Source organism: Paraburkholderia panacisoli, assembly GCF_008369935.1.
GTDB classification, from domain to species: domain Bacteria; phylum Pseudomonadota; class Gammaproteobacteria; order Burkholderiales; family Burkholderiaceae; genus Paraburkholderia; species Paraburkholderia panacisoli.
This window is the reverse complement of the sequence record NZ_VTUZ01000060.1, coordinates 13439-27909: the sequence shown is the minus strand read 5'-3', so window position 1 is coordinate 27909 and position 14471 is coordinate 13439. Positions and strand designations below refer to the sequence as shown.

Annotated in this window: 11 protein-coding genes; 6 read left to right on the top strand and 5 right to left on the bottom strand. The window is 62.3% G+C overall.

Translation table 11 applies throughout. The features are described 5' to 3' along the window. Positions 1–81 precede the first annotated feature (81 nt). On the top strand, positions 82–1227 hold the full coding sequence (locus FVF58_RS44990; protein WP_149676037.1) for a porin: 1146 nt from the start codon (positions 82–84) through the stop codon (positions 1225–1227). A gap of 35 nt (positions 1228–1262) precedes the next feature. After that, positions 1263–1640: a BON domain-containing protein gene (locus tag FVF58_RS44985; RefSeq protein ID WP_149676036.1), complete on the top strand. Its 378-nt coding sequence runs from the start codon at positions 1263–1265 to the stop codon at positions 1638–1640. 288 nt (positions 1641–1928) lie between these two features. Here FVF58_RS44985 and FVF58_RS44980 read toward each other — a convergent pair whose 3' ends face one another. The 3 genes from FVF58_RS44980 to FVF58_RS44970 form a co-directional block, all read right to left on the bottom strand. After that, positions 1929–2378 carry a MarR family winged helix-turn-helix transcriptional regulator gene (locus FVF58_RS44980; protein ID WP_149676035.1) on the bottom strand — a complete coding sequence of 150 codons (450 nt, stop codon included), beginning with the start codon at positions 2376–2378 and terminating at the stop codon, positions 1929–1931. A 420-nt stretch (positions 2379–2798) separates the two neighbouring features. Then, entirely contained in the window at positions 2799–3986 is a 1188-nt protein-coding gene (locus FVF58_RS44975) for a porin (RefSeq protein ID WP_149676034.1), read from the bottom strand. A 501-nt stretch (positions 3987–4487) separates the two neighbouring features. Further along, entirely contained in the window at positions 4488–7184 is a 2697-nt protein-coding gene (locus FVF58_RS44970) for a winged helix-turn-helix domain-containing protein (protein WP_149676033.1), read from the bottom strand. A gap of 117 nt (positions 7185–7301) precedes the next feature. On the opposite strand from FVF58_RS44970, the gene FVF58_RS44965 reads away from it, so the two are divergent. The 3 genes from FVF58_RS44965 to hmpA all read left to right on the top strand — a co-directional run bounded on the left by FVF58_RS44965 (position 7302) and on the right by hmpA (position 11150). Beyond that, entirely contained in the window at positions 7302–8294 is a 993-nt protein-coding gene (locus FVF58_RS44965; RefSeq protein ID WP_149676032.1) for a universal stress protein, read from the top strand. A gap of 39 nt (positions 8295–8333) precedes the next feature. Then, positions 8334–9518 carry a multidrug effflux MFS transporter gene (locus FVF58_RS44960; RefSeq protein WP_246217508.1) on the top strand — a complete coding sequence of 395 codons (1185 nt, stop codon included), beginning with the start codon at positions 8334–8336 and terminating at the stop codon, positions 9516–9518. 423 nt (positions 9519–9941) lie between these two features. After that, entirely contained in the window at positions 9942–11150 is a 1209-nt protein-coding gene (gene hmpA / locus FVF58_RS44955) for an NO-inducible flavohemoprotein (protein WP_149676030.1), read from the top strand. A 320-nt stretch (positions 11151–11470) separates the two neighbouring features. Here the strand turns inward: hmpA and FVF58_RS44950 are convergent, their stop codons facing one another. After that, positions 11471–12190: an SDR family oxidoreductase gene (locus tag FVF58_RS44950; protein ID WP_149676029.1), complete on the bottom strand. Its 720-nt coding sequence runs from the start codon at positions 12188–12190 to the stop codon at positions 11471–11473. Positions 12191–12312: 122 nt separating this feature from the next. On the opposite strand from FVF58_RS44950, the gene FVF58_RS44945 reads away from it, so the two are divergent. After that, the gene (locus FVF58_RS44945) at positions 12313–13260 is read left to right on the top strand and encodes a LysR family transcriptional regulator (RefSeq protein WP_149676028.1); all 948 of its coding nucleotides are present in this window, start codon (positions 12313–12315) and stop codon (positions 13258–13260) included. A 196-nt stretch (positions 13261–13456) separates the two neighbouring features. Here FVF58_RS44945 and FVF58_RS44940 read toward each other — a convergent pair whose 3' ends face one another. Then, positions 13457–14380: a LysR family transcriptional regulator gene (locus tag FVF58_RS44940; RefSeq protein WP_149676027.1), complete on the bottom strand. Its 924-nt coding sequence runs from the start codon at positions 14378–14380 to the stop codon at positions 13457–13459. Positions 14381–14471 lie beyond the last annotated feature (91 nt).

Here is a 14471-nt window from a genome sequence, read left to right as displayed (position 1 = left end):
AGCGGCTACATTGCAGTTCTATTCGATCAACAACAAAAAACCGCCGGGGTCCACCCGGCATCCCCAAATGGAGGAGACACAATGAAATCAAAGCTGAGCAGCGCTGCGGCACTGGTCGTGTTCGCCACCGCCGCCCATGCGCAATCGTCGGTCACGCTCTACGGCGTGCTCGACACTGGACTGCTGTATCAAAGCACCTCGGCGGCAACGTTCCAGCCGCACGCGCCTAACCTCGGGCACCTCTATCAGCTCAAGGACGGCGGCATCTATGCCAGCTACTGGGGCCTGAAGGGAAGCGAAGACATCGGCGGTGGCTACAAGATCAACTTCAAGCTGCAGGGTACATTCAATACCGCGAACGGCAAGTTCGGCCTGTCCGACACACCGGGCACGACCGCGATCTTCAACCAGTTCGCGACGATCGGAGCATCCGGCCCGTTCGGTACGATCGACGCCGGCCGGCAGATCATCCCGATGATCTACGCGATGGCGGAAACCGACGTCCGCGGCGCACAGTATTTCGGCAGTATCCTGACTGCGTGGCTAGGTGTGAATCAGGCGGCCGGCTGGCCTGGCACGAGCACGAACGCCCCGATCGGCGCCCTGTATGACAGTAACGCGTTGGTCTACAATTCGCCGAAATTCTATGGCGCGTCACTCGCGCTCGAATACGCGCCGGGCGGTGTTGCCGGCCATTTCCAGGGCGGCACGCGCGAGTCGGCGGTGCTCAAGTATTCGAACTACGGTCTGAATCTGTCCGCCGTGTACTACAACGGACACGACACCAATCCGTTCCCGCTGACCTATCCGGCAGCGCCGGCTGTGCCCGCGACGGGGCTGGCGAACAACCGCTTCTACTATTTCGGTGCGATGTATACGATCGCCGGATTTTCGATATCCGGCTCGTATGGCGTCGGCAAGAACCCCGCGAACAGCAACACGGCGGACTTCGAAATGGCATCGGGTGGCCTCGGCTACCAGTTCAACCCGCGCTTCAAGATCACGTCGGGCTACTACTACCTGCGGGACCGGAACCATTCAGCAAACCACTCGAGCGAATTCGCCGTGGGTGCTGAATACAACCTGTCTCAGAGAACCAAGGCGTACGCGCAAGTCGGCTATGTCGACAACAAGGGGACCATGAACCAGACGATCATCTATGGAGCCCCGGTTGCGCCGGGAGTGTCCACCACGGCGGCAATGATCGGCATCCGCCATACGTTCTGATTTCGCAACCCCTTAACTGCCAACCGGAGTATTGAATGAATAACATCGGGACAATCAGGCTGGCTGTCGTAGCCGCAATCGTTGCAACTTCCATGACCGCATGGTCGCAGACCCGCGAAGCGGCCAGTGTACCGGGCGCATCCGCGATGGCGGCGTCGGGTTCGGCGGCACCGGCCACAGGAAGAAAGGCGAATCGTGCGCTGCGCCGGCAGGTCTATAACGCCATCGCGAAGCAGAAGGACATCAGTGCCGGAAATATCAGCGTCATCGCAAGGGACGGCGCGGTCACGCTCAATGGCACCGTCACGGACAGTTCCCAGGTGGGCAAGGTCGCGGAAATCGCGAAGGGCGTTCCGGGAGTAACGTCGGTTACCAATAAGCTTACCGTACAAAAACCGTTTGGCGGTATGTAAGGTGCCGTACCCGGCACGGTAGCGCGGCGGGGCCGACCAATGCATCGGTCCCGTCGGCTTCCGCCGGCAGTATCGGCTTGCCCGGGGCAACAGGTCATCCGTGACCTGCTCCTTGAACTCGCGCAGCTGTTGGCGCCCCGCGCTTGAATCCCTGCCGGTCCTCGAGGTCCTGCGCGCGGATTTGGATGAACGGGGCGACCGGCCCCGATCAGATCGCTGGGGTCGGTGATTTGTTGATTGATAAAGCACACCGGAGCGAGTGCGCACAAACGGCGCGCCGTTCAATGCTCAGGTGGCCTCCCAACCGTGGGACGCGAGAATCTTGTCCAGCAGGTAACGAAGCGCTTCGCTTTCCGGCTCACTAAGACACTCGTAAAGCTCCCTGTCTCGCCGGTCCATCGTCGGACCAACCTTCCTGAAAATCTTGCGTCCTTCGGCTGACAGCGAAATGATCACGCTGCGCCCATCCTGCTCATTGCCCGTGCGCCCGAGGATCCCCTTGGCGAGCAAGGCATCCACAGTGCGACTCGCCTGACTCTTGTCGAGATTGGCGCGGCGGGAAATGTCCATGATGGTCTGCGGTCCGAAAGTGCCAATTACTCCGATAATGCTTGCTTCCGGATAAGGCAGCCCAAGTTTCTCTCGGGATAGCTCGGCGCTCATGCGGTCAGCGATTTTGGTCAACGCCTTCAGCCGATAGGTCAGCGATTCGTCAGGTCTGGACTCGATGGTCGACATAGTGTCACTCGGAAATGCAATTCGAAATTACAGGTATAGCCCGCATATGTTGCCCGGCCAGAGTGGGGTGGTCAACTTTTCCGCATAAGGATACGCACCTTGACTGCACCAGCAAACCGTGAATTGTTCGCGATTTCGGGCAGTGGGCGCGATGTTGGGCGTTTTTATCCGCAGTACTTCGCAGGCCCATGCAGTTGCGTGTTCAATCAGTCGCACCCCGAGTCACGTGCGTCGGCTTTGCATTGCGACAGGCGAGGGAAGAAAACCGGGCGCCGGACCGGCGGCGTGGAACCACCCCCCGGCGACAGACGCGGACGGTCCAGAAAGAAGAAAGCCGCCTCGGGCGAAACAGGCGGCTTCCGGTTGAAGCGAGAAACTGCACCGAGCTTAGCCAACTGCACTGGCTAACCCCTTCCAATATCAGAATGAGTGGCGGATGCCCACCATGCCTGCGGCGGTATTCTTGCCCACCGCGACCGGCTGGCCGTACACGAGTGTCTGGTTCATCGTGCCACGGTTCGAGACATACCCGCCCTGAGCATACAGCGTTGTGGCCTTGGACAGGTTGTAATCGGCACCCAGCACATAGGAGGTCGACTGGTTCTGATTGTGCTTCTCGTCCTTCACGTAGTAGACGCCCGACGTAACTTCGAATGCCGGCGAGAAGCGATAGCCGAGGCCACCCGTCCACATGTCGAAATCACCCGAGGCGATGCCCGCGGCGAGGTTCCCGTTCGGGTTCGCCGGGTTGCGCCCGTTGCTGAACGAACCGGAGACCGAGAGGCCGCGCCACGTGTATTTGCCGCCGAAGTAGACGAAACGGTTGTTGTTCAGACCGGTCGCCGGGATGGGCGTTGCAGTCGGGTTTGCGGCGCTGGGGTACGGGTACGGGCTCGCGTCGTGCCCGTTGTAGTAGACGGCGGCGAGATTCAGGCCGTAGTTCGAATACTTGAGCACCGCCGATTCGCGCGTACCGCCCTGGAAGTGGCCTGCCACGCCGCCCGGCGCATATTCCAGCGCGACCGATACGCCATAGAAGGACGGTGAGTTGTAGACCAGCGCATTGCTGTCATAGAGTGCACCGATGCTGCCGTTCGTGCTGCTGCCCGTCCAGCCCGATTGCTGGTTCATCGTGAGCCATGCGGTCAGCACACTACCGAAGAACCACGCGTTGCGCACGTCCGTGTCTGCAAGTGCGTAGGCCATCGGCGCAAGCTGTCGACCAGCGTCGAATTTGCCGAACGCTCCCGACACGCCGACCGTCGCGATCTGGTTGAACAGGGCCGCTGTATTCGGCGTGTCGCTCAACCCGAACTTGCCCGTGCCGCTGTCGAATGAGCCCTGGAGCCGGAAGTTGATCTTGTAGCCGCCGCCGATGTCCTCAGTGCCCTTCATCCCGAAGATGCTCGAGTAGACGCCGCCGTCCTTGAAGCGGAAGACGTGTCCGAGATTGGGGTTCCTCGATGCGATCGGCAGAAAATTCGCGGCTGCGGTGTTTTGCCACAGCAGGCCCGAATCCACCGCGCCATAAAGGGTTACCGACGACTGCGCGTGTGCGGATACTGCGAATGCGAGAAGCGCTGCGGCTCCCGTAGTCCTCAACTTCATGTGGTCTCCAGCGTGACGATTGTTTAGCACTTGGGTGCAGAGTCCTCGTGCGCCGCAGGAGCTCTGTATCCTTGCTGGAGAATACTTATAGTTGCCTCAATCCACTCCCCCCCAATCGCGGGGGGCGGGTTATCCGTAATATCAGGCCGCAGCGAATGCCATCCAGCCTTATACGGCAAGGCTTTCAAGCGAAGGACAAGGCGATCTCACACTCCGCGGGAGGCGTGACAATGCCTGCTCTGTTGCAAACTGATAACAAATTACCGCGAAGTTTCTAATTCGATAGTTGATATGTCATCTATGAATAGTTGATTTTGCACCGATAAAAATCGACTTGAGATTGCGAACACCCCACGCGAAACGTCCGGGTTGCCCGCCGATCGGAAATTCGACTGCCCGGTCGGATCCATGCCCCTCTCGCGCTCAGGTAGTCTGGAGGACCAACCGGGATGCCGACGCCGTAATTGCCCTACGCGGCGCGCGCCAGCTTGCCGCCCACGTTCAGACGGCTTCCTGCAGCAGTCCCATGAGCTGCGCACGGCGCACGATCTGCCGGCGCGAAGACGCGTCAAGTTTGGTGAACAGGTTTTTCATATGCCACTTCACCGTCTCCTGGCCAACCCCCATCGCGAGCGCGATCTCCTTGTTGGTGAGATTCCGACTGGCTAACTCCAGCACGAAGCGCTCCTTCGGTGTCAGCACCGCACTGGAGATCACACGCGGACCGGCATCCGGGCCGGACCCTGGTGAACCGGCACCGGTCGCCGGCGGCTGTTTGGCGCTAGCGGCGACGCGCGGCGCGCCGTCCGCCCCGCGCTCATGCAACCATTCTGCGAACGCAGGATGAAGGTCGGGCGCGGTGAGACTCATCCCATATGTCGCGCTCAGATCCACCGCCTCGCGAAGCAGGGCGGTGCTGTTTTCGCCCAGGCGGTCTTGCACGAACGCGCGCAACGCCATCAGATCGACGCCCACAGCGCCGAATTTCATCACCTCGGTGCCTTGCTGGGCGAACGCGAGGGCATGGTTGGCCGCACGCCAGTCCTGCTCGGCAATTGCCACGAACGCCTGCGCAATGTGCTGATGCAGCAGCAGCGTTCGACGCTTGAGGGGAGAATTTGGCGTCGCGTGCTCAGCGACAATCTGATCCAGTCGGCGGACGAGCGTGCGGCAGGACGCCGAACGGAAGCGGCCACTGTGAAGTCTGATCTGCTCGGTCAGGCTCGCGACGCACAACCTCGGCATGCGGCGGGCGGCGCCGATCGCATGGAGATTCTCAAGCAGGTCGAAAGCCCGGTGCTCCGCGCCGGAGGCGGCGGCGACCCGCGCGGCCGTACGATAGGCGAAAATCACCACGTCGGGTGTCCCGGTGCGTTCGAGCACATCCAGCCGGTTTGCCAGCAAAGCGGCCGCTTCGTCGAAATCGCCGCGTTTGAACCGGGTCGTAGCAAGCAGCGCGGCGAGCATGCAGGAAAACGGGTGTCGGCGGCCCAGACTGTCATCCGCCTGCACCAGCGCCGGGCGCAGCGTGCGCTCGGCCAGCAACATTTGCCCTTGAAGCAGGTAGCTCAGGCCGATCATGTAGGCGCGCCAGCGAACCACGTACGTGTAGGCAGCACTGGCGACCCCGCGCGGCGTGTGGCGCCCGAACTGGCGGGCTGTCGCGTACTCGCCATCCATGAGGGCGCGTGCGGCGAGCCGGTTGGCATGTACCTGCTGAAGCCACGGTTCACTGACTGGCGACGTATCGCCCCAACGATCGAGCAATTGCGCGGCACGATCAGGCTCATCCGCGAAATAGGCCGCGGCGCTCATAATCAGGTCGATCTCATAGCGCATCGCCTCGTCGGGTTCGGCGCTGCGCAAAATCGCGTCCGCCTGCACCTCGGCCAGCTGCTGGCGCTCGCTCAGCGCAAGCGCCCACGCCATGGCGAGCCGCAAGCGTGGGTGGCGGTCCAGCACGGCTTCCGGTAGCCATTCGAGCCATTCCAGTACAGCGACGAGGTGGCCTTGCGTGACCGCTTCGTGCAAAGACTTCTGCGCGAGCGTGTAGGCGGTTTCCTCCTGCCCGCAGGCCAGCGCGTGGCGCGCGGCGAGCTCGGTCATGCCATGGTCGGCCAGCCAGTGCATGGCGCGGTTGTGCAACTCCCGCTGCGCCGACGCCGGCATAAGCGCCAGACGCTCCCGAAGTGCGTCGCGTGCCATCGAGTGCATGCGGAACCACTTCCCACGTCCCTGGGCACCGAAAAAGAGGGGTGTTTCGCGTGCGAGGCGCATGAGCCGCTGTTTCGCATCGTGGGCGCGGGTGAGCGCTTCGCACAGATCTTCGTGCAGCACGTCGACAATCGAAATACGGGTAAGGTACTCGGTGTCCTCGCTGCTTAGCCGTTCAAGCAGCGCCGTGACGAACTGTTCACGAATGCCGGCGGTGCTGCTGGCAAAGGCGTCGATGCTCGCGACCGGATCATCGCTGTCCGCGACCGCAGCCAGCGCAACCTGCAAGCCGAGCGGCCAGCCTTCCGTGATGTCGTGCAATCGGGCGCTCGCATCGGCATCGACCCGGGCGTCCAAACGGCTGCCAATCAATCCGACTGTCTCATCCAGGCGAAATCGAAGCGCCGCAGCATCCACGGTTGCGCACTGGCCATACGAGCCTAGGCGCGCGATAACCCTGTCGAAGCCCGTGCGCGAGGCAATCACGATGCGCAGGTTGGACGGGGGGTTCTCAAGCAGATAGATGAGCGCTTCCAGACTTGCCTGAGGCAACTGCTCCGCCTCGTCGAGTATCACCACGACATCGAGTGCTGCGCGAGCGACTTCGGCCAGCCATGCTGTAACCCCGTCAAGTGGTGAGTCTGGGAAGGCTCCCCCCTCCAGCAGGCGCTTGCCGAAGGTTGCCTGCCCGGACCCCGCACGGACCGCGAGCGTCAGGCCCGTGAGCAGGCGCCGCGGGTCGTCGTGTCCGTCGAGGGTAAGCCATGCGACCGCGCTCCCGCGCATCAGATATTCCTGGCGCCACTGGATCAAAAGAGATGTCTTGCCGAACCCCGACGGCGCCTGCACGATGGTCACGACACGATCGCGGAAGCGCTCGCAATCCGAACTCAGGCGCGCGCGGGCAAGCATATGCCGCGGCGCGCGGGGCGGGCTGATTTTCAGCGTAGTTTCGGGCTGCGAGACAGATTGTTGATTTGTCATCGGATTGGCACCGAATGGCTGTGTCGCGACTGCCGTGCATAGGGCAGCGCTGGAAGGGATGTTCGAAGTATAACGGACCCTGTTCCGCATTTTTCGACACTTTGACCGGCAACCGCGTTGCGCCCCCCTGAAGTTGGGGGGAGATTTGACCAGCGTTTCTTCCTACCATGGTGGCCTGCCCGGCAATCACCCATCTTCATGTTTCGTCATCTCGGTGTATCCATTGATTCGAGCGACCACTGCTCGGATGCGGCCATACGGGCACTTGAATTTGCTGTAGGAAATGGCGCGCGCGTCAGCCTCTGGTATGGGCAACCCGTGCCGGATGATCCGCTCGTCAAGGCGTATTGCGATCACAGGGCGAGCGAAGCGCTAACCCGGGCCGAGGCTGCCGCGCAGGCAATGGGGGTACCGTGCAGGGCGGCGGCACTCTTTGCCGAGCAGCCTGCGCGGGGAATACTGGATGCAGCAAAGAGCAGCGGGTGCGACGTCGTCGTGATGGCTCATGACCCGGGCGAGCTTGCTATCCGGGGGTCTGTGGCAAGCAATCTGCTCTCGCTCGCACAAGTTCCGGTATTGACTCCCGGACGCCCGGCACGCATCGCCGCTCTGGACCTGCTACGGGCCGAATATCGGCGACTCGCGGACCTGTTGCAACAGTGGCTGTCCCTGAGCCGTTCGCGTGCGCGAGGAGAACCAAACCTGAGGGCGCATCGCGTGAGCATGCTGGCGGCAGTCGCACATATCCGCCGCACCGTACATCCGCTGCAACGCTGCAAGGAAATCTCACTGTGCGGCCCGCTTCGCCGTCGCGTAGACAGTCTGCGCGCCGAAATCGATGAACTGCTCCTTCTCGGTCAACGCGAACGCGAACTGCTGGTCGAGATCGAGTTGAAGTTGGCCCACCCGCTGGGTACCGAATCCACTGTGGTCGATCTGTCGTCGGCGCTAAGGAGTTACGCGCACCTTGTCTGGACCGCCCGCGGACGGGAAGAAGGGATCGTCCTGCCGGCGGCGCGGCGCCATCTGACGACGCTCGACTGGGATCGGCTGCATGCCAGATTCATCATTGCGCTGCACACAAGTGACGGCGCTACGCGAGGAATGTAAATGTCAACGAGGAACCCGACAGCAGAGTCGGCAGACCAGGTGTTCAACACGCCGACGATCGTCATACTCGTGGCTGGGCTCTCCATGCTTGGACAGTTCGCGATCGCCACGTACCTGCCCGCATTTACGGTCATGACGCAGGCGCTGGATGCCAGCCCAACGCAGGTCCAGCAGTCGCTATCAGCCTACCTGCTCCCGTTCGCATTGATGATCCCGTGGCATGGGGCGATCTCCGACGCGATCGGCCGCCGCCGGATGATCCTCGCCGGTAATGCGCTGTTCGCGGTCGGGTCGCTGATGTGCGCGATGGCGCCCAGCATGACGCTGCTCTACGCCGGACGGGCAATACAAGGCATGAGCGCCGGGGCTGGCGTCATTATCGGTCGGGCGATGGTGCGCGACGTTTTTCATGGCTCGGACGCACAGAAAATCATGGCGCTGGTAGCGATGATCTTTGCGCTGTCGCCCGCGCTTGCGCCCGTCTGTGGCGGCTGGCTGCTTCTGTGGGCCGGATGGCGCAGCATCTTCATCTTCCTTGCGGTCCTTTCAGTTGCGCTGGTGGTGATCACCTGGATCTTCGTGCCCGAGACCCTGCCGCCGTCCAGCCGGCATACGCTGCATCCGGTTGCGCTCGCGCGCGCCTATGCCGCCCTGTTCACGAAGCCGCGTTTCCTGGCGCTCGCGCTCGCCAACGCGGCCGTCAATCTGGGCATCTACCTCTATGTTCTGGCCGCGCCAAGCTTCGTCGTGAAGCATCTTGGCCTCGGCGAGCAATCATTCGGCTACCTTTTTGTGCCGATCGTGGTGGGCCTGATCGCCGGCGCGGCAGTCGCACATCGCGCGGCCGGTCGAGGCAGTCCAGCGCGCAGTGTGATCCTCGGCCATCTGGTAATGATCGTGGCCGGCGTGATCAATATCGGCATCAACGCCATGCACGCAACTCCGATGCCATGGGATCTGGTGGCGCTGCCCATCTTCGCGCTCGGCATGATGATGACGCAGCCCAGTCTCCAAGTGATGGCCCTTGACTGTTTTCCGGAGCGGCGCGGGCTGGCATCCAGTTGCTACGTCACCGTCCAGCAATTCGGCAACTTCCTGTCCTCCGCATTGCTGGTGCCACTCCTGCTCGGCAATACGCTCAACATGGCCTTCGGCATGGCAATCCTGCAATGCCTCGGACTGCTGGTCTTCTGCATCGCGATGCGCAGTGGGGGATCGGACTAGGCGCGAGCCAAAATCGGTCGCGAACAGGTTGATCCCGGCGTGAAACAGGGCGCGCGCACTTGGGCGGGGTTATCGCTTCAGGCAGTGGAACCGGCAATACCTGAATCCAAGGCCGCCGTCTTTGCCTTCCGGGCATCGGATGAGCATGCCGCCACCTTCACTGCCCGGAGGCAGCGCAACGCGCTCTCCGTACTCAAAAGCGATGGCTCTTGTCGGAATCGGAGAATCCATTCTCGGATGCCACCGGCTAACTGACGCGCGACGGGAGTTAGCCGCACAACTTCAAACCCCTCACCGGCTTTGCTGCGTCGACCTCAAGCCTCGAATGCATCGAATCCCGACTTATCGCGCCGCGACAATTTGCCAGAGTCAACGTCTGATCTTGAAGATGTATTGTGTTGGCATGTTTAACGGAGAACAAACATGTCGCAGATCAACGCCGAACAAATGGCCCGCGTGAAGGCCACCGCCCCCGTCCTGGCTGAGCATGGCCCAACGATCACGAGGCATTTCTACAGGCGCATGTTCGCGCGCCACCCCGAACTGAAGAACCTGTTCAACCAGACCCACCAGACGACCGGCAGCCAGCCCGAGACGCTTGCGCGCGCGGTCTACGCCTACGCGGCAAACATCGACAATCTCGGCGCGCTCGGCGGCGCGGTGTCGCGGATCGCGCACAAGCATGCGAGCCTGAACATTCGCCCCGAGCATTACCCGATCGTCGGCGAGAACCTGCTCGCGTCGATCGTCGAGGTACTCGGCGACGCGGTCGATGCAGACACGCTGGAAGCATGGCGCGCCGCATACGGCCAGCTTGCGCAGATCCTGATTGGCGTCGAGGCGAACCTGTACGTGGGCGCGGCCTGGACCGGCTTCCGTCCGTTCAAGGTTACGCGCAAGGTGCGTGAGAGCGACGAAATCACGTCGTTCTATCTGACGCCTGCGGACGGCGGCGCCGCGCCGTCGTTCGAGCCGGGTCAGTACGTGACGGTGAAGCGCTTCGTCGGCGATCTCGGCGTCGATCAGCCGCGCCAGTACAGCCTGTCCGACGCACCTCACGGCAAGTGGCTGCGCATTTCGGTGAAGCGCGAGGCCGGCAAGCCCGAGGTGATCCCGGCTGGCAAGGTCTCAACGCTGATGCATGACGGCGTCGAGGAGGGCGCGATCGTCGAGGTGACAGCGCCGATGGGCGACTTCTCGTTGAAGCGCGGCGTCGAGACGCCGGTCGTGTTGCTATCAGGCGGCGTTGGCCTTACGCCGATGGTGTCGATGGCCTCGGCGCTGATTGCCGACGGCAGCAAACGCGAAGTGCGCTTCGTGCACGCATGCCGGGAGGGCGCGGTGCATGCGTTCCGTGACTGGATCAACGACGTCGCACATCGGAATGCGAACGTGACGCGCACGGTGCTGTACGAACGGGTCGGTTTGAACGACCGCCCAGGTGTCGACCACGATCTCGAAGGGCGACTGACACCGGCGCACATCGAGTGCTACGCCTTCGTGCCGGATGCGGACTACTACATCTGCGGCCCGATTGCGTTCATGAAAGCGCAGCGCGATTCGCTTATCGCGCTGGGCGTAGCGCCGGAGCGTGTGCATACGGAAATCTTCGGTTCCGGCGCGCTCGAATGACGCGCTTCAGTTTCCGATCGGCTTGTGCATGAAGATGGCGTTTGCGCCAGGCTGAGCGTGCCACGGCGATGTCGCGCGCCGGCATTGGCCACTCGTCATCGTCGTCATGTTCATGCCCGAACCCGGCTTTCCGGCCAGCCGGGTTGACATGATCGATCGTAACCGCGCCGGAACGCCACGACCTCGCCGACGAGCGGACCAATGTCGGCGATAGAGCATTACCGCGCGCAAACCCTTCAAATGAACGGGGTTGCTCATCGAGCACGCAGCGTCATCACACGCCCGCCGTCGGCGAGATACATGGCGTCAAACACGTTTCATCACAGCAGCCGCAACCCCCCGTCGCACTCGATCACCGCGCCCGTCATGAAAGCGTTCTCCATCAAAAACTGGAGCGCGTGTGCAACATCCGTTGCTTGCCCCACACGTTGCACCGGCAAGGTTTCAGCCTGCTGCTGGAACAGCTCCGCCTTCACGCTAGCGGGGAACCTGTCCCACCACGGCGTATCGACCACACCGGGCGAGACGGCGTTGACGCGCAGCGGCGCCAGTTCGCGCGCGAGCGTGCCGATCATGCTCTCGAGCGCGCCATTGATCGCGCCCAAACCCGCTGTACCGGGATTGGCGATGCGCGCGGATATCGCAGTGAGAAACGTCAGGCTGCCATCACGGCGCAGGTGAGGCAGCGCGGCTTGCGCCGCTTCGAGTTGCGGCCAGAACTTGGCCTCGAAGCCGCGACGCAGCGCGGCCAGATCGAGCTCGGCGAATTTGCCGCCGCCTTCGCCGCCGGAGAGCGTCAGCACCAGGTGGTCGATGCCGCCTAGGCGACCGAAGAAGTGCTCGAGCGCGGCGCGGTCGGAGCAGTCGAGCGCTTCGCCCGCGACGTGCCCGTCGAGCCCGGCGAGCGCCCGCTCCAGTCTTCCCTCGTCGCGGCCGACCGCCACGACGTTCGCGCCGGCTGACGCCAGTCGCGCCACCGTCGCCAGCCCGATACCTGACGAACCACCTAGCACCACGACTTTCTGATTTTGCGAATTCATGTCATTGCTCCTGTGGACGAACGGAAGAGAGCGCTCGCCAACGTGCTGTTTGTCACGCTTCGCATCGCACCCACGGCGGTAGAATGCGCGTTCGGTTCATATCACTCAAATCGTTTGATGCCATGAGCAACATCATTGAGAATGATTTTCGGCGTTTCGACCTGAACCTGCTTTTGAGCTTCCGCGCGCTATTCGAGGAGCGCAGTGTCACGCGAGCCGCACAGCGGCTTTTTCTCGGCCAGCCGGCCGTGAGCGGGGCGCTCAAGCGGTTGCGCGAGACTTTCAGCGACGAACTCTTCGTGCGTACTCCGCATGGCATGATGCCGACGCCACGCGCGCTCGAACTGGCGCGACAAATCGAACCGTTCCTTCAGTCGCTGCATCAGGTGCTCACGCAGCCTTCCGTATTCGATCCGGCGAGCGCGCAGAGGGTGTTTCGCATTGGTTTGAGTGACTCTCTCGAAGTTGTGTTGACGCCGGAAATCATGGGCCGTCTGGCCGCCAAAGCGCCTGGCGTCAAGCTGATCTCGCTTCCCACCGACTCGACGCGCGCGGCGGCGATGCTCGACGAAGGCGTCATCGAGCTTGCGGTCGGCGTATTTGGCGAATGCGTGGCGTGGCAGCGGCGTACGCCGCTTTTCCAATGGCGCTTCGTGAGCGTCTACAATCCGCGCCTCATCAAGACGCGCCGCAAGCGTCTGTCGATGGAAGAGTTCCTGCGCAACCGGCACATACTGACCTCGTTCAGTGGGGGCCTGCAAGGCTTTATTGACGAGCGACTGGAAATGCAGGGGCTCAAGCGCGACGTCGTGTTCTCCAGCGCGAATTTCGCCACCAGTCCGTTTATCGTGCAGCGCATGCCGGCGATTGCAACGATTCCCGACTTCATCGGCCGTATGTGGCGCGACACGCTGGATCTGGCATTGAGTCCCCTGCCATTCGACGTGCCGGGCTATGAAGTTTCCCTGATGTGGGCTGCCGCCCACGACCAGGACGCGGGGCTCGCATGGTTGATGGCCGAATTCGCGGACGCGTTCGGTGCGGCCGTAGGCGGGCACGCCAATCACTGACCACGTTGGGTCTGTCGCCTGGCACATTGGCGCCTAGCCGGTCGATGTCCCGCTGACGAACTCGGATTGCCTGGTTGAACTCGTCGTCGGAGTCAACGGACGAGGTTTCAATATGACGGTGTCCCGCGCGGGACAGTCAGCTCGACCTGAAATCGGCGCTGGGCGCGCTTGCCGGAACCCACGAGAGCGTGAAGCGTTATCCCGACGCCTGAGTCGCGAACATATCGCAGATCGCATCGCGCAACCAGGCAATGCCGGGATCGGCGGAAAACTGCGCATGTGTGTGGACCTGAATTTCTATAGGCGGCAATGAAAAAGGCAATGGCAGGATTCGAAAAGCTTTGTTTCTATTGAACCGCAGCGCAATGCTTTTCGGGAAGATGACTGCGAGGTCGGTGTTCTGAACGATCTCCGGCGCAACCACGAAATGAGGCAGCCGCACCACAATATCGCGACGCAGATTCAATTCCTCCAGCCATTGTTCGACCATCCGGTGCCCCGTGGCATTCGTGCTCGCGTACACGTAACGCAACGCGGCAAGATCCTCTTTGGTCGGGTTCCGCTTACGCAGCGGATGCCCCGCGCGCACCACGCACACATGCTCGTCCACGAATAAGGTCTTGCTCACGCATGCCGGGTCCAGTCCCGGCACATAGCCGAGCGCGAGATCGATTTCTCCGCTGCGCATCGCGGTGCTCACGGAATCGACGGAGAAGTTGGCGACCTCGATCCGTATGCCGGGAGCCGTGCGGTCGATCATTGCGAGCAGCGGTGGAAGAAAATAGAACTCCGACATATCCGACATCGAGATGCGGAAGACGCGATGCGCCGTTGCGGGGTCGAATTTCGCCAGCTGCTGAACCGCGACGTTGATGATGCCGAGGGCCTGCGCGAGGGGCGTGTGCAACCGGATAGCGGCATCGGTCGGTACCATGCCCGCGGGCGTACGAACGAAGAGCGGATCGTCGAACAGCGTACGCAAGCGGCGCAGCGCGTGACTGACGGCGGGTTGCGTGAGCCCGAGGCGCTCGCCCGCCGCCGTCAGGCTGCGCAGATCCGAAATCGCCAGGAACACGCGCAGAAGGTTCAAATCCGTTATGCCTGGGAGCGTCTTTGTCATGTCGTTCGGATCACGGCCGTGTCGGCGTCCGGCTAACCTGCGGTGTCGGACGCACCTCGCTGTTGGACCGAACGGGCACGCCCGTGTTCGG